General features: G+C 63.0%; 14 protein-coding genes. 6 read left to right on the forward strand and 8 right to left on the reverse strand.

The window, feature by feature from the left end:
* The first annotated feature begins 100 nt into the window (after positions 1-100).
* Positions 101-1,399 carry an SUMF1/EgtB/PvdO family nonheme iron enzyme gene (locus LDZ23_RS19610; protein ID WP_008352871.1) on the forward strand — a complete coding sequence of 433 codons (1,299 nt, stop codon included), beginning with the start codon at positions 101-103 and terminating at the stop codon, positions 1,397-1,399.
* An 18-nt stretch (positions 1,400-1,417) separates the two neighbouring features.
* Here LDZ23_RS19610 and tatA read toward each other — a convergent pair whose 3' ends face one another.
* From tatA to LDZ23_RS19625, 3 genes are all read right to left on the reverse strand, one after another.
* On the reverse strand, positions 1,418-1,621 hold the full coding sequence (gene tatA / locus LDZ23_RS19615; protein ID WP_008352869.1) for a Sec-independent protein translocase subunit TatA: 204 nt from the start codon (positions 1,619-1,621) through the stop codon (positions 1,418-1,420).
* Positions 1,622-1,855: 234 nt separating this feature from the next.
* A complete protein-coding gene (locus LDZ23_RS19620; RefSeq protein ID WP_033536703.1) occupies positions 1,856-4,072 on the reverse strand; it encodes a TonB-dependent receptor in 2,217 nt (738 codons plus the stop codon).
* A 242-nt stretch (positions 4,073-4,314) separates the two neighbouring features.
* Positions 4,315-5,532 carry a PepSY-associated TM helix domain-containing protein gene (locus tag LDZ23_RS19625; protein WP_008352866.1) on the reverse strand — a complete coding sequence of 406 codons (1,218 nt, stop codon included), beginning with the start codon at positions 5,530-5,532 and terminating at the stop codon, positions 4,315-4,317.
* Between the two features lie 257 nt (positions 5,533-5,789).
* On the opposite strand from LDZ23_RS19625, the gene LDZ23_RS19630 reads away from it, so the two are divergent.
* Both LDZ23_RS19630 and LDZ23_RS19635 read left to right on the forward strand, forming a co-directional pair.
* Positions 5,790-7,955, forward strand: coding sequence for a TonB-dependent siderophore receptor (locus tag LDZ23_RS19630; RefSeq protein WP_008352863.1), 2,166 nt, complete (start codon positions 5,790-5,792; stop codon positions 7,953-7,955).
* Positions 7,956-8,125: 170 nt separating this feature from the next.
* Entirely contained in the window at positions 8,126-9,049 is a 924-nt protein-coding gene (locus LDZ23_RS19635; protein WP_008352862.1) for a sterol desaturase family protein, read from the forward strand.
* 63 nt (positions 9,050-9,112) lie between these two features.
* Here the strand turns inward: LDZ23_RS19635 and LDZ23_RS19640 are convergent, their stop codons facing one another.
* Positions 9,113-10,675 carry an MFS transporter gene (locus LDZ23_RS19640; protein WP_008352861.1) on the reverse strand — a complete coding sequence of 521 codons (1,563 nt, stop codon included), beginning with the start codon at positions 10,673-10,675 and terminating at the stop codon, positions 9,113-9,115.
* 143 nt (positions 10,676-10,818) lie between these two features.
* Between LDZ23_RS19640 and LDZ23_RS19645 the strand changes: the two genes are divergently transcribed.
* Positions 10,819-11,538: a hypothetical protein gene (locus tag LDZ23_RS19645; protein WP_033536702.1), complete on the forward strand. Its 720-nt coding sequence runs from the start codon at positions 10,819-10,821 to the stop codon at positions 11,536-11,538.
* Here LDZ23_RS19645 and LDZ23_RS19650 read toward each other — a convergent pair.
* Complete coding sequence (locus LDZ23_RS19650) at positions 11,474-12,652, reverse strand: porin (RefSeq protein ID WP_008352860.1); 1,179 nt, start codon at positions 12,650-12,652, stop codon at positions 11,474-11,476. The genes LDZ23_RS19645 and LDZ23_RS19650 overlap by 65 nt on opposite strands.
* 117 nt (positions 12,653-12,769) lie before the next feature.
* A complete protein-coding gene (locus tag LDZ23_RS19655) occupies positions 12,770-13,177 on the reverse strand; it encodes a hypothetical protein (protein WP_008352859.1) in 408 nt (135 codons plus the stop codon).
* Positions 13,178-13,444: 267 nt separating this feature from the next.
* Here LDZ23_RS19655 and LDZ23_RS19660 point away from each other — a divergent pair, with 267 nt between their 5' ends.
* Both LDZ23_RS19660 and LDZ23_RS19665 read left to right on the forward strand, forming a co-directional pair.
* Positions 13,445-13,702 (forward strand): hypothetical protein, encoded by a 258-nt coding sequence (locus LDZ23_RS19660; RefSeq protein WP_033536715.1) that lies wholly within the window; start codon positions 13,445-13,447, stop codon positions 13,700-13,702.
* A 76-nt stretch (positions 13,703-13,778) separates the two neighbouring features.
* The gene (locus LDZ23_RS19665) at positions 13,779-16,175 is read left to right on the forward strand and encodes a phosphoketolase family protein (RefSeq protein ID WP_008352857.1); all 2,397 of its coding nucleotides are present in this window, start codon (positions 13,779-13,781) and stop codon (positions 16,173-16,175) included.
* A gap of 1 nt (position 16,176) precedes the next feature.
* Here LDZ23_RS19665 and LDZ23_RS19670 read toward each other — a convergent pair whose 3' ends face one another.
* Positions 16,177-18,483, reverse strand: a complete 2,307-nt coding sequence (locus LDZ23_RS19670; protein WP_244808156.1) for a mechanosensitive ion channel family protein — start codon at positions 18,481-18,483, stop codon at positions 16,177-16,179.
* 96 nt (positions 18,484-18,579) lie between these two features.
* On the reverse strand, positions 18,580-19,203 hold the full coding sequence (locus LDZ23_RS19675) for a TetR/AcrR family transcriptional regulator (protein WP_008352853.1): 624 nt from the start codon (positions 19,201-19,203) through the stop codon (positions 18,580-18,582).
* Positions 19,204-19,451: the final 248 nt, after the last annotated feature.

Genomic DNA, 19,451 nt, shown 5'->3' on the forward strand with positions numbered 1-19,451 from the left:
GCTTCGCTAGGGTTTAGTCTTTTCGATTCGACCGACGCGCGCTACGGCGCGCGTTTTGGTCGATTGCGAAGCCACTGGCCAGCCACGGAGATTGGGCGACATGAACCGCGAACCTTCCCTGCGTCATCCGCTGCTCGAGCGCCTCGCCGAAGCGCGCCGCGTCACCGACGAGCTTTTCAATGTCGTCAAGCCCGAGCACCTTTACGACAGGCCGATCGCCGAGCGGCATCGCATCGTTTTCTATATCGGGCATCTCGAAGCCTTCGACCGCAATCTGCTCGATCAGCGGCTCTTCGATCTGCCGAGCCCGAATCCCGCCTACGACCAGCTTTTCGCTTTCGGGATCGATCCGGTGGACGGCGGCCTGCCGACCGATCAACCGTCCGACTGGCCTTCGCTCGACGAAGTGCGCGCGTATCGCGACACGGTTCGCGCCGAGATCGACGCGCATTTCGATCCGATCAGGATCGCCGCGGCGCCGCTTTCGGCAGACGAGCCGCCCGCGAAGCTGCTCGAAGTGGCGATCGAGCATCGGCTGATGCACGCGGAAACGCTCGCGTACATGCTGCATCAATTGCCGGTCGATAGAAAAATCGCGCCATCGAATGCGTTTTCGGAACGTTCGTCGGATCGCGATCTGTCACACGAAAGCGTGCGCGTGCCGGCGGGCAGCACGACGCTCGGGCTGACGCGGGAAAGCGGCCTGTTCGGCTGGGACAACGAGTTCGGCGAGGAACGCATCGAGGTGCCCGCGTTCGAGATAGACCGCCATATGGTCACGAACGGCGACTATCTGCGTTTCATCGATGCAGGCGGTTACTGGAATCGCGATTACTGGGACGACGCCGACTGGGCGTGGAAGGAAGAGCAGCGCATCGCGCACCCGGCGTTCTGGATTCCCGGCGACGACGCGAACGCATGGCAGCTACGCACGATGTTCGACGAAATCGCGCTGCCGCCCGACTGGCCCGTCTACGTGAGCTACGCCGAAGCGAAGGCGTACGCGCGCTGGGCGGGCAAGTCGTTGCCGACCGAGGCGCAATGGCAGCGCGCCGCATCGGGCGCGCCGCATGTCGCGGAAGGCAACTTCGATTTCCGCCGATGGGACCCGGCGCCGGTGCAGGCGCATCCGGAGAATCGCAGCGAGTTCGGCGTCGAAGGGCAATTCGGCAACGGCTGGGAATGGACGTCGACGGAATTCGGCCCGCTGAACGGCTTCGAGCCGTTTCCGTTTTATCTCGGCTATTCGGCGAATTTCTTCGACGGCAAGCACTTCGTGATAAAGGGCGGCTCGGCCCGCACGGCGGCGTGCATGTTGCGGCCGAGCTTCCGCAACTGGTTCCAGGGGCATTACCAGTACGTCTATGCGGGATTTCGCTGCGTGAAGAACATCGATTGAGCGATCATCGCGCGCAACTTATCGTGCGGTCACATCCTTGGCCGGGACGTCGATGGTCGCCGTTGCATTGGCGGCCGGCGTCGCGCTTTCGCCCACGCCATCCTTGAAAGCCTTGACCGCGCCGCCGAGATCGGAACCGACGCTACGCAGCTTTTTGGTGCCGAAAACGAGCGCGACGATAGCCAAGACGATGAGCCAATGCCCGATGCTGAGACTTCCCATATCACCTAACCTCACAGAGATAAACGTTGAAACCGGGCGGGATGCGCAAGATTTACTCGACGCCCCGCTCGCACTTTGCGTATTCTGTCATAAAAATCAACAACTTATGTGACCCCGTTTTGAACTGCGCTCGGTAAACGGCCGGCTCCCGAGTATTTATTGCCTCGGGCCCCAAAATGGAAACGCCGCGCGTCCTCACGAACGCGCGGCGTTTTTCGCTTGCTATCGACGCGATCAGAAATCCGTCGTCACCGACAGCAGCACCGTGCGCGGCGCGCCTTGCGTCAGATAACCGCCGATCGTCGAAGCCCAATACGACTTGTTCGCGACGTTGAGCACGCTCGCGCGGAACGTCGTCGGCTTGCCATAGATCACGGTCGCGTAACGCGCGCCGAGGTCGAAGCGGTTCCAGTGCGGAATCGACAGCGTGTTGGTCGTGTTCAGATACTGCGACCCGGTATAGATCCAGCGCGCCGTCAGCGTGAGGCCGTTGAGCATCGGCACGTCGTACTCCGCGTTCACGTTGAACATGAACGTCGGCACGCCGATCGGCTTATTGCCGTCCAGGGAGGCGTCGCCGAGACCGTATTGCGTCGCGTGGATATACGTCGCGCCCGCGATCAGGCGCACGCCGCGCACCGGCTCGCCGAACACCGACGCCTCGATACCGCGATGGCGCTGCGTGCCGTCCGAGACAAAAACGTTCGACGTGTTCGTGTAGGTCAACGGCTTTTCGATCTGGAACGCCGCGATCGACGCGCCGTACTGGCCGTTGTCATACTTTGCGCCGACTTCCCATTGCTTCGACTTCTCCGGCGGCAGCAGTTGCCCGGTGTTGACCGCGGTTGACGGCGCCGCCTCGCCTATCGTCAGCGCTTCGCTATGGTTCGCGAAGAACGACACGTTCTGCCACGGCTTCACGACGAGACCGAACAGCGGCGTCGTCACCGAGTCGTTGTAGGCCTCGGTTTGAACGCCCGTGTAGTCGAAGTTGTTCGCGTGGATGTCCTGATGACGCACGCCGACCGTGAACAGCACGCGGTCGTTGAGGAAGCCGAGCGTGTCGGAGATCGAGACGCTGCGCAGCAGGCTGAGCGACGTGGTTTGCGGATCGGCGAGATTGCCCGCCTGCCCGATCGTCGCCGGATACGGAACCTGCGGCGTGTCGTAGATGCTCGACGCCCACGAGCCGCTGTACGTGTACGCCGACCTCGAATCGACGCGCACGATCGACGCGCCCGCCGTCACGAAGTGCGACACCGGGCCGGTGTTGAAGTGACCGCGCACGCCGGCTTCGGCGGAAGTGCCGTCTTCCTTGTGCGGCACGCCGAGACGCGATTGCGTGACGCCCGTCGTATTGATGCTCGGCGACGAATACTCGCCGTGCTCGTCCGTATGACGCGCGCCGCCCGTCACGTAAGCCGTCCAGCCGGGCAGGAAATCGTATTCGGCGCGCAGGATGCCGACCGTGTCTTCGATCGAACTGTAGTTCCACGACTGCCCGTAGTTGTGCGACGCCGACGGCGGTTCGGGAATGTAGTTGGCGTAGTCGTAGACCGTCGAGCGGCCGCCGTTCACGCGCTGGCGCTGATACAGGAAATCGGCGTACAGACGCAGTTTGTCGCCGCGCCAGTCGAGCGCCACGGCGGTCGTGTTATCCCGCCGATGTTCGTTGTCGATCGACGTCTCGCCGTCGTGATTCGCCTGATTCACGCGGATGCCGAACTGCCCTTCGCTGCCAAATCTGCGGCCGACATCGACATGCGCGCCGATCGTACCGGACGTCTCGCCATCGATCGTCACGCGCGTGAGCGGCTTGTCGTCGGCGCGCTTGAGTTGCAGATTCAGCCCGCCGCCCACCGCCGAGCCGTTCGGCGATGCGCCGTTCAGAAACGCGTTCGCGCCCTTGAACACATCGACGCGTTCGAGCGCATCCGTCGAGACGAGCTGACGCGGCGTGATGCCGTAGAGACCGTTGAGCGAGACGTCATCGCCTTGCAGCTCGAACCCGCGAATGATGTACACCTCGGAGAAGTTGCCGAAGCCGAACGCCGTACGCACCGCCGGATCGTTCGCGAGCACGTCCGAAAGCGTGCGCGCCTGCTGGTCCTCGATCAGCTTCGACGTGTACGTCGTCATGCTGAACGGCACGTCGATCATCTTTTGCTGGCCGAGCACCCCGAAATCCGCGCCGCGCGCGACCTGGCCGCCAGCGTAGGTCGGCGCGAGATCGCCGGGCAACTGTTCCTTCGACGCCTGAACCTTGACGGCGGGCAGCGTGCTCTCGGCGGGCGAATTCGCGCCTTCAGCGTTGCTTGCGCCGGACGATTGCGCGTGAGCGGACAAGGAAAACACCGCCGCGACAGCCGCGACGATGGCTACGCTCGACGCGCGACGGACGAGCGCCTTCGCAGGCGTGGCCTGCAAGGTGGAAACACGGGAAACGGGCATGAATCAGAGGAGGAACGTCGGTGTTGGTCGGTCTTCCGTCCCGGGGCGCGAATGGAATCCGGGCGGCATTGTTCTGAGCGTCGAAGCAAGCCGCGCAAGCGCGCGACAGCCCGAGGCCGTTGTGCGCCGCATTATATTGCAAATAAGAGTCGTTATCATTCCGATAACGAGAGATTTGTCGGAACGCAACGTCTGACGCGCGTCAGGCTTTTGAATCGCGCTTTATGCGAGGGTCCTCGGATTTACGAAGTCATTGAACGTGCCGACCGCGCATCGGCGACGGCAGCCGAATGACGGCGCGCCGCGCGCTTCCTGGACCAGATGATGAGCCCCGTCGCGCTGAGCACCGCGACCGCGATGCCCACGGCGCTCACGAGAATCCGTCCGCCGAGGCCGACGATGCGCCCCGAGTGCAGCGGAAACTGCGCCTGCATGAAGATGTCGCCGGCCGAGCCGCGGCCCGGAATCGTCGATCCCGCGAGCGCGCCCGTCTGGGCGTTGTAGTACAGCCAGGCGTTGCCGAGACCGACGTCGCCGTGATCGTGCCCCGGCGCGAAGAAACCGACGCCGTAAGCCTTGAACATCGGCGCGTAGTAGAGCGCGCCCGGCGGTTCGGTCAGGTTCTCGCGTTTCGCGTCGCGGGCGGCCATCTCCAGAATCTGCTCGCGCGTGGCTGGCGCCTTGCCCGGCGGGCCGGCGCGCACGAGTTCGGGGTTGTCGAGGAAAGAAGGCGAAAGCTTCGAGAACATCGATACGACCGGGCGCATCACGGGTTCGGAAAGATTCATCGAGATCGAGGTGAGCGCCATGACGAGCAGAAGGCCCCAGATCCACACGCCGCCCGAGCGATGCAGGTCGAACGTCAGCGCGTAGCCGCCGCGCTTCACGCGGAACGCGAACGACTTGCGCCACGCCTTCACGCTCGGAAACGACAGAATCAGCGCGATGCCGCTATCGAAGAACCAGAGAATGCCCACGATGCCGATGAGCCACGTGCCGATATCGAAGCCGCCGACGACCGGCAAATGCAGCGTGTAGTGCAGCTTGTAGAGGAACGGCATCAGATCGATGCGCGCGAGCGACACCGCGCCCCACATGCGCTGCGCCTGCACCTGCCCCGTCGCGGGATCGACGGCGATCTGGTTGTACGGCACGTCGAACGGCGCGTTCGTCGCCGGATTCGTGCGCGGCATCACCATCATCTGCGCGGTGTGCCCCGGCTCGATGCCGAGCGGCAGGTACGTCACCTCGACGCGCGGATCGGCCGCTTCGACGCGCCGCGCGAGTTCGAGCGGCGGAAGCGCGGGCGCATCGGTGCGCGCGTTGAAGAACGACGGATTCAGCAGCGCGTCGATCTCGTGATCCCACGCGATGATCGCGCCGGTCAGACCCGAGACGAAGAGAAAGAGCGCGGTCGCGACGCCGAGCCAGCGATGCAGGCGAACCAGAACCGGCCTCATGCCCGCTCCTCGGAGCGATAGTCGTGCGCGACGGCGATCATCTTTTCGACGTGATGTAAATAGGAATTGTTCGCAATTCTATCGACGACTGATCGGCCACACAAGCTTCTCGTAAGCTGCTTACCATTTTTTGTCACGAATCCGTGCCGACAGTGGAGCAAAAGTTTACAAGCTCGCGATGTTCAGGGCAGAATGCCGTCGCCAGATAATGCGAACGATTCGCATTTAAAACAACTTCAAACGACGACGGACAGACCATGAAATCAGCGACGCGCTCGCGCGCATTCCCGGCCACATCGACGATGCGGCCTTCGACCCTCGCCGCCCTGCTGCTCTTCGCGATGAGCCAGTCCGCGATGGCGCAAGGCAGCGACGGCGCGCAAGCCGCCGATCAACCCCACGAGGCGTCGCTGCCGGCGGTGTCCGTCACCGCGTCGCAGGACACGCTGCAGCATCTGCGCGACGACGTGTCGAGCGGCGCGCTCGGCTCGCGCACGCAACTGGAGACGCCCTTCTCGACGACGATCGTCACCGGCGAGGAGCTCGCCGACCGGCAGGCCAACAAGCTCGGCGACGTCTTCGCGCAGGACGCTTCCGTGTCGGACAACAGCAATCCGTACAACGCGTGGGCGAGCTACATCACCGTGCGCGGCATGCAGCTCGACTGGCAGAACGGCTTCAAGCTCGACGGCCAGCCGTACAACGGTTACGGCATCACGATGCCTTACGAGCAGCTCGAAAGCGTCGAACTGCTGAAAGGGCTGTCGGGCTTCATGTACGGCTTCGGCGCGCCGGGTGGCGTCGTGAACTACGTGACGAAAAAGCCGCCCGCGACCGAAAAGCAGATCGCGAGCGTCGATGTCGGCTATCGCTCGACGTCGGTCTGGACCGAGCATCTTGATCTCGGCGGGCGCGTCGGCCCGGACAGCGTGGTCGGCTACCGCTTCAACGCGACGCACGAGGAAGGCAAGACGTACAACGACGGCAACGTGCGGCGCGATTCCTTCTCGCTCGCCGCCGACGCGCGCCTGACCCGCGATCTCACCGCGACCTTCGGCGCGCTGTATCAGGAGCGGCATGCGTCCGGCATCACGACGGCGATTTCGACCGCGCGATATACCGGCACGTCGCTGCCGGCGACGCTGTCCGGCGGCAGCAGCACGCTGCAGACGCCCGATCAGCATCTGAACACCAACCTGCAGATCTACACCGCCGGCCTGCATTACAACCTGAGCCCGGACTGGACGCTCTCGGCGACGTACAGCTTCAGCAAGAGCACGCGCTATCGCAACGAAGGCACTTGGTATCTGCTCGATCAGGCAGGCGATTACGACGACTATCGCTTCGAAGGCAAGGAAGGGCATCAGCTGAACACGTTCCGCGTGATGGCCGAAGGTCTCGTGAAGACGGGACCGCTCAGGCATCAGCTCGTGTTCGGCGCTGATTACCAGAAGCAGACGACCGACTACGGCGCGAACTCCTTCTATGCGCAGCTCGGCACGGGCAATCTCTATCAGCCGAACGTGAATCGTTACGACAGCTCCGGCTTCTACACCTATCGCGCCGCCGACGTCACGCAGAAGGCGCTGTTCGCGAGCGACACGATCGCGCTGACCGAGCGCTGGTCCGTGCTCGGCGGCCTGCGCTACACGAACTACGAGCAGCACGGTTACGGCCTCGACGGCAGCACGTCGTCGACGTACACGCAAAACGGCGTGCTCACGCCAACCGTCGCGCTGATGTACAAACTCACGCCGGGCACGACGCTCTATGCGAGCTATGTCGAATCGCTCGAAGCGGGCAACGTCGTCGGCGACACCTATGCGAACGCCGGGCAATTGCTCAAGCCGCTGCGCAGCAAGCAATACGAAGTCGGCGTGAAGAGCCAGAACGCACGCTGGAGCGCGACGGCCGCGCTGTTCCGCATCGAGCGCGGCGCGCAGTATGCCAACAGCGACAACGTCTTCGTCGAGGACGGCGAGTCGATCTTTCAGGGTGCCGAAGCGGGCGCGGACGTGCGTCTCGGCCGGGACTGGACCGTCGGCGCCGATCTGATGTGGATCGCGACGCACTACGAGAAAGGCTCGACCAACAACGGCAATCGCGTCGCGGGCGCGCCGGGATTCGTCGCGGCGGCGCACGTGAATTACGCGGTGCCCGTCGTTCCGGGCCTGACGCTCGGCGCCGATGCGAAATTCACCGGCAACACGAGCCTCAGTCCGTCCGGCGACATCAAGGTGCCGGGCTATCTGGTGATGAACCTCGGCGCCACCTACACGACGCGCATCGCCGGACATAACGTCGGGCTGCGCGCGGCTATCGACAATCTGACGAATCGCCGTTACTGGGAATTCCAGTATGCCGATTACATCCAGCCGGGCGAGCCGCGCACGCTCTCGCTCAACGCGCGCGTCGAATTCTGATCCTTGCCGCGCGACATGCCTTGAAATAACTGGTCCGAGAGGCCCGCCCCTTGTGCCGCAAGGCTTGGCGGGCGGGCCGTGACATTCCGTGAAATAGTTTGCGCGTGGTTTTTAACCGGGCCGATCGCCACAATGGGTTCATTCGCAACCACCCACCAAGGCGAACAATCATGGAACTGGAACTGCTCGGAAAAATCTCGATGTACGTGATGGGCATCGTCCTCACCGCGTCGCTGCTCGAGGCCGTCGTCCTGCATTTCAAGTACAAGGGCACCGACAAGGCGTTCGACTGGCACGAGACCTGGATCTCGCTCGTCGATCTCGTCGGCCGCAAGCTCCTCGCGTTCCTGCCGCTCTCGCTCGCGACGCCCGTCTTCAACTTCGCGTGGGAGCATCGCATCCACACGGTCACGACGAACACGGCGCTCACGCTGTTCCTGCTCTTCATCGGACAGGAGTTCTGCTACTACTGGTATCACCGCGCGTCGCACACGATCCGCTTCTTCTGGGCGAATCACGCGGTGCATCATTCGCCGAACCAGTTGACGCTGTCGTCGGCGTATCGGTTGGGCTGGACCACCAAGATCGCGGGCTCGGCCATCTTCTTCACTCCGCTCGTGTGGTTCGGCGTGAAGCCCGACGTGGTGCTCGCGGTCGTGTCGATCAACCTCCTCTATCAGTTCTGGCTGCACGCAACGTGGATTCCGAAGCTCGGCTGGCTCGAATATGTGTTCAACACGCCGTCGGCGCATCGTGTGCACCATGCATCGAACGCGACATATCTCGATGCGAACTTCGGCGGCGTGCTCGTCATCTTCGATCGCCTGTTCGGAACGTACGTGGAAGAGCGCGCCGATGAGCCGTGTGTCTACGGCCTGACGACGCCGGTGACGTCGCATAACCCGATCGTCGTCGAGATGCAGCACTGGGTCAGCCTCGCGAAGGACATGTACAACGCGAAGAGCGTGTCGGATGCGGTCGGCTTCCTGCTGCGTCCTCCGGGCTGGCTGCCGAACGGCGAAGGCGACACCACCGAAGAATTGCAGAAGCGCGCCAAGTCGATCGAACAACAACCGGCCCACGCGGGCCGATAACGAAAGCCTCGCAGCGGTACTTTCGAATCCCGATGTCCGGTTCAGCGCCGGCATCGGGTTTTTTCATTTGCGGCGCTGGATCGTCGCAGCCGCCGCGCCCGCCGCCGCAAACGCACACGCGGCGGAGAGCGCGGCGACGGCGCGCAACGCATCGGCGATGGCATCGGCTTGCGCGCGGGCGAGCGGCGCCGATGACGCTTCGGACTTCGGCTGGGCGTCCAGCGCGCGCATGCTGTCGCGCGGTACATGCAGCCGATCGAGCCGCGCCGACAAAGCCGCGTCGTGCGACCACACGAACACGATGCCGAGCACCGCGATCGCGAGCAGGCTCGCCACGCGCGCGACCGCGTTGTTGATGCCCGACGCGATGCCCGCGCGCTCGCTTCCCGCCGATGCCATCACGGTCGTCGTCAGCGGCGCGACGGTGATCGTCATGCCGAGCCCGAGCACGACGAGCGCTGGCAGAAAGCCCATCCAGTAGCTGCCCGCGACGAACGGCAGCGCGAGCATCGCGAAGCCCAGACCCGCCACGCACGGACCGGCGATCAGGAGCGCACGCGCGCCGAAGCGGCTCGTCAGCCCGCCCGTGAAACGCGACAGCAAACCGATGATGAGCGGCATCGGCAACACCGCCGCGCCCGCTTCCGTCGCGGTGAAACCGTATGCGCGAATCAGCGTGTACGGCAGGAAAAACAGCACGCCGCCGAGCCCGAAGTACAGCAGCAGCGTGACGATATTCGCGCCGCTGAAATCGCGCGAACGGAAGATGTCGAGCGGGACCATCGGATCGCGCGATTTGGCTTCGATCGCGATGAACGCGGCGAGCAGCACGATGCCCGCGCCGATCATCCCGAGCACGAGCGGATCGGCGAAACCGCGCGACGGCGCTTCCGTGAGACCGTAGGTCAGCATCGCGAGGCCCGCTGCCGTGCTCGCCGCGCCGGGCCAGTCGAGGGTTGGCGGCGCGTCGGCGTCGTGGCTGTCGGGCACGGAAGCCATCGCCAGCGCGATCGTCGCGGCCGCGAGCGGCACGTTGAGGAAAAAAATCGCGCGCCACGAAATTGCATCGACGAGCCAGCCGCCCGCCGCCGGACCGACCGACGACGTGATCGCGCCGACGCCCGCCCACGTGCCGATCGCGCGGCCGCGCGCCTCGCCGTCGAATACCGCGCCGATGATCGCAAGGCTGCCCGGCACGAGCAGCGCCGCGCCGATGCCCTGCAATGCGCGCGCCGCGATCAGCCAGCCCGTGCCCGGCGCGAAGCCGCACGCCGCCGACGCGACCGTGAAGATCGCGACGCCCGCGACGAACACCTTGCGCCGTCCGAGCTTGTCGCCCATCGCGCCGCCGACCAGCACGAGCGCGCCCAGAAACAGCAGATACGCGTTGACGACCCACTGCATCGCCGCAATGCTCGCGCCGAGCTCGCTCTGGATCGACGGCAGCGCGACGTTGACGACCGAGCCGTCGATGAACGCCATGCTCGATCCGAGAATCGTCGCGGACAGCGCGAGGCGCTTGCGATGGCACGGCTGATCGGCGGCGACGGGTTGCGCGCGGATCGCGAGTTCGTCGCAAGGACTCGCGGGTGAGGCGACGGCGTGCACGCGTTGCGGGCTGTTCAATGGCGCTCCTGGTCGACGAATCCGCGGATAGAAGAGGCTAACCGGTTCTGCATTTTCACGCCCGCGACGTGGTTGGCACGCTCGCGCGCACGCCCCGGCCCGGCGAGTTAAGCTAATTGCTTCACTCGCATCGAGATGCCGCCATGAGTCGAACAGACGGAGTCGCGCAAAGCCGATGGCTCGTAGATGCGCGCGAGGAAATCGCCGCCGCGCTTCGGACTTCCGATGAAGCCTGGCTTCACGACATGAGCATGCGCTGGGGTTGCCGTCTCGCGATGCTCGTCGCGGATTTCGGCGTGCGCGTGATGCTGCGTGAGGAAGGCGTCGTCATGAAGCTCGAGCCGCCGCCGGAGGTCGACAGCGCGCTCATCGAGTTCTGCGAAGGGAAGGCCGATTCGCTCGCGCGCGCCGCGTGGATCAAGCTGTCGAAGTTCGAAGAGCACGCGATCGCCGTGCTCGAAGCGAGCGCGCTCATTCAGGGCGATGCGCAATGCACCGCCTGCCGCGAAACCATTCTCGCGTGGCGTCAGATGCTCATCGCCGCGAACGAGTGGCCGCGCGAGGAAGCCGATCCGTACATCAGCCACGCCTGCCGGCCGATATTGAAGCAGTTCATGAATCTCGCGTCGTGCGCGACGGACGGGCATCAGTTCGAGCTCGCGCGCGCAGGCGATTATGAAGAGACATGGCGCGAGTTCGAGAACTTCTGTTCCGATGAAGATGCGCCGCCCGTGACCGGCTGGGGCCGCAAGTATCGGCATCGGGCAAACGCATTGCCGATGCCTCGTGCGTTCGAAGTCAGAACCGGTGCCGCAAGCCGACCGTCGCTTCGACCTGATTGCTCGTCGACGATGGCGCCGTGAGGCCGTTGATCCACGCCACACCCAATGGTGAATTGGCGCTGGCGCTCACGCCTTGCCATACGCCCTGGATGTAGACATCGGTGCGCCGCGAGAAGGCATAGCCGGCCATCGCGCTGACTTGATTCCAGTGCGGATTGCCCGCGCCCGCGAGCCCGCCCGCGCGCGAATACGTGTACGCGGCCGAAAGTTCGACGGCGGGCGTCAGCGCGTAGCGCACGTTGCCTTCGAAGTTCTGGACATGCGTCGAAGAGCCGGTCTGGAACAGCTCCGTCAGATTCGTCTGCGTATAGACGAGGCCCGCCACCGCCGGGCCGATCGCGTAGCTCACGCCCGCGCCCCACGTCTGCTGACGGCCCGCCAGCGCGCCTAGCGGAACGGCCGTCGTCGTGAGCACGCCCTGTAGCGAAGAGCCGGTCGTATCGGTGACGGCGCCGTTGGTGTTCAGTTGCCCCGGCGTCGCGGCGTCGCTGTTCAATTGCAGGAAGCCCGCGCCGAAACTAAGCGGTCCCCACATATACGACATGCCGAAGCTATACGCACGATTGTTCGAAAATCCGCCGGCCTGGTTCGAGAAACCATATAACGCACCGAGCTTGAATCCCGCGAAATCCGGGCTCTGATACTTCACGGCGTTGTTGATCTGGAACGAATCGTTGAGGTTATCGATATCGAATGGATGTGCGAAATGCGTGCCGCCATACTCCGTGCCCGTCAACGATAGTGGCGCGACGAAATCGACCATGTCGTCGGTCTGACGGCCGAACGTGATAACGCCGTAATCGCGGCTCGACAAGCCGACATACGCCTGCCGGTTGAAGAGGCGGTTATTCACCGACGATTGTCCATTGTTCAGATTGAAGCCGCTTTCCAGATTGAAGATAGCTTTCAATCCCCCGCCGAGATCTTCAGCGCCGCGCAAGCCCCATCGGCTGTATTGGACTGGGCCGCTTTTAAGTTCCCAATTGCTGTGGCCGCCGCCGGTCGGCGTGATCTGATTGTTCGAATACGTGATGCCGGCGTCGATGAGGCCGTAGAGCGTCACGCTGCTTTGCGCGTGGGCCGCGCCCGCGCAAGCGATCATCGTGGCCGCACCGCTCATAAGCAACTTTTTCATTTGCCGAGGCTCCATCGATGTCGGGTAAAGACACGCATGCCTCATCCACTTTATGCGACCGAAACGATAACCGGCAACCTGAAAATATCGCGCGCGAGCACGGGCTCGGGCGTTCGCTTAAAAGTCGTGGCGCACCGAGAATGTCATGCCCTTTTCATGCTCGTGATTCACGCCGAGCTGCGGATTGGCAGAGAAATGCCAATCGTCCGTGTCGTTCGTGATGTCGTCGCGCGGCTGCACCCGAACGGGCGCCGAATTGGGCGATAGCGGCAAGGGATAAGCCCGCGCGAGCTGGCTCAGATCGGGATGAACATTTCTTTCGTACTTCGACAATGCGATGGCGTCGAGCGCGTCCATCGTGCCCTTGAATGCATATCGCGGATGACGAGGCCCGACGCGAGACACGCTTTCCGTCGAGACAATGGCTGGCGCGGGAAAGAACAGCACATTCGCCGCCACGCGCTGATTGGGAATCAGGCGAGCCTGTTCGCTGGCTGATGCGAAGCTACCGACAACAAAAGCCATGATGCCGGCGACCCAATACCTTCGGATAAGACGTGTCATCGAATGCCCGAAAGACGCTACGGTCGAATGAAATTCAGCGCTCTTAAATCATTTTAATTCATTTGGCGGTGCGTTTCCTGACAATGACGCCATCGAATCGTAATCACGAATTGTGCAACGAATCGAAATGTGATTCTCGAATTGCATGACGGGTTTCACAACTGTGCGCGCAGCATCTATCTTGAAGAGCGGATCGACTCCGTTCACGCATCTTCCGGAGACCACATCATGTTTGCGCGCAAGCTCCGACTCATTGCCTTGTCCACTGCAATACTCGTCTGCGCCATACCGAATGCCTCTTTCGCAACGGAACAGGCACAACAACGCCGCGCGGGACGCGACGTCCGCCAGGACACGCGACAGCACGCACGCCATACGAAACAGGATTGCCGCGCGGCGAATCAGCAATCGAATGCGAGTTGCCGTCACGACAAACGCGACACGAAGCAACAGGGACGACAGGCAGCACGCAATATCAAGTATTGATGTGCAGGACAGGTTGTTTCCTGTCTATCGCATTCCCGCAATCGCCGGTGAACGTTCAATGAAAGGAGACCTCGTGATGAGCAAGCACTCCAGAAATGGCGCGTCGCATTCTTCTGCTCTCGAAGGCGATGAACTTCGCCTCGTCGATGCGTGGTGGCGCGCGTGCAATTATCTTTCGGCGGGCATGATCTTTCTCGCCGATAACCCGCTGCTGCGCGAACCGCTGAAGGCCGAACACGTCAAGCACCGGCTGCTCGGGCACTGGGGCGCGAGTCCCGCACTGTCGTTCGTATGGGCGCATCTGAACCGCGTCATCAGGCGCGACGACATCGACGTGATCTTCATGGCCGGCCCCGGTCACGGCGCGCCCGGCGTGCTCGGTCCCGCGTATCTCGAAGGCACGTATTCGGAGGTCTATCCGGACAAGAGCGAAGATGCCGAAGGCATGCAGAAGTTCTTCAAGCAGTTTTCCTTTCCGGGGCATATCGGCTCGCATGTGACGCCCGAAACGCCGGGATCGATCCATGAAGGCGGCGAACTCGGCTATAGCCTTTCGCACGCTTATGGCGCGGCACTGGACAATCCGGAGTTGATCGTCGCGTGCGTCGTCGGCGACGGCGAAGCGGAAACCGGTCCGCTCGCAACGGCGTGGCACTCGAACAAGTTCATCAATCCCGCGCGCGATGGCGCGGTGCTGCCGATCCTCAATCTCAACGGCTATAAGATCGCGAATCCGACGATCCTCGCGCGCATCGGTCATGACGAGCTGGAGGCCTTGTTCGTCGGTTATGGTTATCGGCCTTATTTCGTCGAGGGATCGGATCACAACGAAATGCATAAGAAGATGGCGGAAACGCTCGATGCCGCGACCGCCGACATCCGCGCGATCTGGGACAAGGCGCGCAACGATGGCCATGTGAAACGGCCGCGCTGGCCGATGATCGTTTTGCGCACGCCGAAAGGCTGGACCGGTCCGAAGGAAATCAACGGACATAAGGTCGAAGGTTCATGGCGCGCCCATCAGGTGCCGTTCTCCGACGTGCATAACAATCCCGCGAATCTCGCCGTGCTCGAACGCTGGATGCAAAGCTATAAGCCCGAAGAACTCTTCGATGAAACCGGCCGCCTGCGTGAAGAGATCAGATCGATAGCGCCCGTTGGCACACGGCGCATGAGCGCGAATCCGCATGCGAATGGCGGCACGTTGCGCAAGGAACTCAAGCTGCCCGATTTCCGCGACTATGCCGTCGATGTCGGTCAGGCCGGCAAGCTCCTGCACGAAAATACCCGTCCGCTCGGCGCATTCCTGCGCGACGTCATGCGCTGCAACATGGACCGGTTCCGCGTGTTCGGCCCCGATGAAACGGCCTCGAATCGGCTTCAGGCGATCTATGAAGTCAGCAAGAAAGTCTGGATGGCCGACCTTCTACCCGAAGACGAAGACGGCGGCGAGTTGTCCCGCGACGGCCGCGTGATGGAAATGCTTTCCGAGCACACATTGCTCGGCTGGCTCGAAGGTTATCTGCTTTCAGGGCGGCACGGTTTCTTCCACACGTACGAAGCGTTCGCGCATGTCATCGATTCGATGTTCAATCAACATGCGAAATGGCTCGACATCTGCAAGAACCATGTGCCCTGGCGCGCATCGGTTTCGTCGGAAACGATTCTGCTTTCATCGACGGTATGGCGGCAGGATCACAACGGCTTCTCGCATCAGGACCCGGGCTTCATCGATCTCGTCACGAACAAGAGCCCTTCGGTCACGCGCGTGTATCTGCCGCCCGATGCCAACACACTGCTCGTCGTGGCCGATCAATGTCTGCGCTCGACCGACTGCATCAACATCATCGTCGCGGACAAGCAGAAGCATCTGCAATTCGCGACCATCGACGAAGCGATCGTTCATTGCGCCAAAGGCATCGGCATATGGCGGCGCGCGAGCACCGATGAAGGCGAGGAGCCCGACGTCGTGCTCGCCTCTTGCGGCGATGTCGCGACGCAAGAAGCGCTAGCCGCCGCGGCGATCCTGCGCGAGCAGTTGCCCGAATTGAAATTGCGCTTCGTGAACGTAGTCGATCTCTTCAAGATGCAGCCCGACACCGAGCATCCGCACGGATCGAGCGCGCGTGAATTCGATAGCCTCTTCACGCTCGACAAGCCTGTGATCTTCAACTTCCACGGTTATCCGTGGTTGATTCACAAGCTCGCTTATCGCTTTCACAATCACGAGAATCTGCACGTTCGCGGCTATAAGGAAAAAGGCAACATCAACACGCCGCTCGAACTGGCGATACTCAATCAGGTCGATCGTTTCAATCTCGTCATCGATGTGCTCGATCGCGTGCCGCGCCTGCAGGCAAGGACCGCGCACTTGAGGGAGGACATGAAGAACGCGATCATCCGTCACCTCGATTACGCGCATACGCACGGCACCGACAAGCCGGAAATCGCCGACTGGGTATGGCCCTTCTGAATCACGGAGATTCCTTGAGCACGCGAAGATCCGGCTGCACGGCGCCATCCGCTGCATGCCGGGTCTGAGCCTGCGAGCGTTCGTCGCTCTCCTTCGATGTCTGGATGTGCATCTGCGGCAACATCATCTCGATGCCCGCTTCATCCATCTTGAGTTTGAGCCTCGCATTGAAGGCGCGCGCGACGCTCCATTGCTGGAGCGGTTTCGTCTTGATCTGCCCTTTCACGACGATGCAGTTCGACTCGAAGCGATCGAGTCCCCACACTTCGACCGGCCCGATTATTTCGTTGCGAAAGCGAAAGTCGGCCATCATGTCGGCGCCCACTTCGTTGATCATGCGCGTGATGTCGTCGAGCTTCGCCGAGAACGGCACGCGCACTTCGAACACTGCATTCGCGAAATCCCGCGACAGGTTCTTCACGATCTTGATCTGCGAAAACGGAATCGTGTGAACCGCGCCTTGTCCGTCGCGCAGGCGCACCGTGCGGATCGTCAGGTCCATCACGGTGCCCGCGTGTCCGCCGTCGATGTCGATCCAGTCGCCGACCGAAATCGTCTCCTCGACGATGATGAACAGCCCCGTGATCAGATCGGTGACGAGCGATTTCGCGCCGAAGCCGACCGCCAGGCCGATCACGCCGGCGCCCGCGAGCAGCGGCGTCAGGTTGATGCCGAGACTCGCGCACGCGACGATGGCCGCGAGGCTCGCGACCGTCACGAAGATGCCATTGCGCACGAGCGGCAACATCGTGCGGGCGCGCACGCCGGGACTCAGCGCCTTGTTGCGCGAACTGTTCTGGCCGAGCGCTTCGAGTATCACGGTATCGAGCACGATCCAGATGAACCACGCGCCGAACACCGTCGCGACGACCGCGATCAGCGCGTGCCTGAAGCCGGGCGTCATCGCGCTGTGCCTGATGAGCCGCGCGATCGGTCCGCTCCATAGCTCGAGCTCGAAGCGCAGATAAGCCAGCCAGATCAACAATACGATCAGCGTGCATCCGAAGCGCAACAGGCGCGTGAGATGCGGCGCGCGGCGCTGCGCGCGCGTGTCGCGCCGGCGCGTCAAATGCAGCAGCAACGCGGACGCGAACAGCGTAAGCACGAGCAGCGCCGCGCTCAATAACGACGGCCGCAGCACGTCGCCTTCCGCGCCGCGCCCGTCGATGATCGCGACCACCGATGCCACCGCGATCAGCAGTATCGGGATATGCCATAGCGACGCGAGGATATCGAGCGCTTCCGTCGCGAACTGATGATCGCGCCTGCGCGCATACGGCCGATTGCGGATCAGATGCGTCACGGGCCGCCGGTAAGCGAGCGCGAAATAGCCGCACAGCAACGCGGCGGCGAGCCCCGCGAAGGTCGAGATGATGCCCGCGAGATTGGGGCCGAGCTGCCGTGTGACATCGGCGTTGGCGGTGGCATCGCCGAGCGCGCCGCATGCGCCGATCGCAAAGAGCGGCCAGAGCGTGCGCGTCAGCAGTTGCTGCACGGCCACGCGCCGATGCGCCGTGCTGAACACCGAAAACACGATCATGCAGATGGCCGAGAAGATCGAGCCCGCGACGATCGCATAAGCAATGACGAGCCCGAGCGTGCGGCCGAGCGCATCGGGCATCGCGCGCACGAAGAGCAGCACCGCGATGAACGCGACGACCCACGGCCCCGTCTGACGCAGCGCGAACGCGAGCAATTGCGTCGATGTCGGATTCGGCGCGAGCGCGACGTCGCGGCCATAGCGCGCGAAGATGCGCCGCTGCACGCGGATCAGCAAGAACGCGCACAGGCCCCATCCCGCGAGCGTCGCGCCCATGCCGCTGACGATCCTGCCGAACGATTCGCCTTTCGCGCCCGTGACGACGGCCTGCAATTCGCCCGCGGCCGCACTGCCGCGCGCGGTCCAAAAACGCATCGGCGTGAGCCCTTCGCTGAGATTCGTTTCGACGGATGCAATGCCCGATGCGATCGCGCCTAGAAGATCGGCATTGGCGGGCGCTGGCGTGGCGGGCGCGGCGCTCTGCGTCGCATCGCGTAACGCTTTCAATTGCGTGACGAGCGCGCTGCGTTGCGCGTCGTTGTCGAGCGTGCCGATGAGGTTGTTCAGCGAACGCACCATTTCGGCCTGACTCGCGGACGACGGCGCGGACGCCGCGGTCGCATCGGCGGGCGTCTGCGGCGCGATGAACTTCTGCATCGCACCGGTCAGCGGCGCGGCCATCGCCGGAAACACGCACGCACATCCGGTCAAGACACCGAGTGCCATCAGGACACGCCTCGCATCGATGCGCCGCGTGAATGCGCTCATGGAGTCGCCCTCCAGGATCATCGCCGTTGCGCGAGATCGCGAACGGCTCTCGCGCAAAGATTAGCGTATCGAATTCAGGCGTGCCATCAGGCTGTCCTATTCGGCGGCGCCGCTCAGCACGACACGCCGGAAGAATTGCGCGAGGACGTCCTCGGCGAATTGCGCCGGCACCGACTGCGGGTCCGACGAATAGAAGAACTGCACGCCGTCGCACAGCGCGATGAGGCCGAGCGCCATCTGTTCGGGCGGCATGGTGAGCGGCGTGCCCACGCGTTCGGAAAAAGCGCGGATGTAATCGGTCGTGGTCTGACGCAGTTCGCGCATCAGCGCATTGAAGCTCGCGCGGAACCTCGCGTCGCGGCTCGCGTGCAGCTTCGCTTCGACCCACAGAAGAAAGCACGCGTTGTTCTGATAGCACTCGCTGTAGTACTGCAGCACGCGCGCTTCCATGTCGGCGCGCGACGCCTCGCCATCTTCGAAAATCGTGGAGAGGCGCTGCATGATCGTGTCGTGATCGCGCTTGAGCACTTCGAGCAGCAACTCGGCCTTGCTAGAAAAGTTCGAATAGAACGCACCGCGCGTGTAGCCCGCGTCGGCGGCTACATCTTCGACGCTCGATGCGCCGAATCCTTTCTTCGTGAAAACCGCTTGCGCAGCGTCGAGCAGACGCTGACGCGTCTGGTCACGGCTCTGCTCGCGGGTGAGACGGACTGGTTTCATGCGCGCAGTGTAGCACCGCAGGGCTCACGAATCCGTCTTTGCATTCAGATACAAGTGTGTATTAGAATTCACTTCGTATTTGCGTCCGGGTCGTCGAAACCCTTGCCGGACGGGGCTTTCAGGTCGATGCATCAATCCGCCCCATTCAGGCTCGTTTCTCGAAATTGCTGCCGGACAGCCCCGGACAACCCATTTCCCCTGCTTTGCCCACGAGCGGCGCGTCACGTCTTCGCGGCGCGCGGCACCAT

Origin of the sequence: Caballeronia zhejiangensis, from assembly GCF_022879815.1 — a bacterium.
In the GTDB taxonomy this organism is placed as follows: Bacteria; Pseudomonadota; Gammaproteobacteria; order Burkholderiales; family Burkholderiaceae; genus Caballeronia; species Caballeronia zhejiangensis.

Coding starts and splice junctions, on each gene's coding strand:
- LDZ23_RS19645 (WP_033536702.1), top strand. CDS start 10,819: ATGAGTCGAACAGACGGAGTCGCGCAAAGCCGATGGCTCGTAGATGCG.
- LDZ23_RS19675 (WP_008352853.1), bottom strand. CDS start 19,203: ATGAAACCAGTCCGTCTCACCCGCGAGCAGAGCCGTGACCAGACGCGT.
- tatA (WP_008352869.1), bottom strand. CDS start 1,621: ATGGGAAGTCTCAGCATCGGGCATTGGCTCATCGTCTTGGCTATCGTC.
- LDZ23_RS19670 (WP_244808156.1), bottom strand. CDS start 18,483: ATGAGCGCATTCACGCGGCGCATCGATGCGAGGCGTGTCCTGATGGCA.
- LDZ23_RS19655 (WP_008352859.1), bottom strand. CDS start 13,177: ATGGCTTTTGTTGTCGGTAGCTTCGCATCAGCCAGCGAACAGGCTCGC.
- LDZ23_RS19650 (WP_008352860.1), bottom strand. CDS start 12,652: ATGAAAAAGTTGCTTATGAGCGGTGCGGCCACGATGATCGCTTGCGCG.
- LDZ23_RS19610 (WP_008352871.1), top strand. CDS start 101: ATGAACCGCGAACCTTCCCTGCGTCATCCGCTGCTCGAGCGCCTCGCC.
- LDZ23_RS19665 (WP_008352857.1), top strand. CDS start 13,779: ATGAGCAAGCACTCCAGAAATGGCGCGTCGCATTCTTCTGCTCTCGAA.
- LDZ23_RS19625 (WP_008352866.1), bottom strand. CDS start 5,532: ATGAGGCCGGTTCTGGTTCGCCTGCATCGCTGGCTCGGCGTCGCGACC.
- LDZ23_RS19630 (WP_008352863.1), top strand. CDS start 5,790: ATGAAATCAGCGACGCGCTCGCGCGCATTCCCGGCCACATCGACGATG.
- LDZ23_RS19635 (WP_008352862.1), top strand. CDS start 8,126: ATGGAACTGGAACTGCTCGGAAAAATCTCGATGTACGTGATGGGCATC.
- LDZ23_RS19660 (WP_033536715.1), top strand. CDS start 13,445: ATGTTTGCGCGCAAGCTCCGACTCATTGCCTTGTCCACTGCAATACTC.
- LDZ23_RS19620 (WP_033536703.1), bottom strand. CDS start 4,072: ATGCCCGTTTCCCGTGTTTCCACCTTGCAGGCCACGCCTGCGAAGGCG.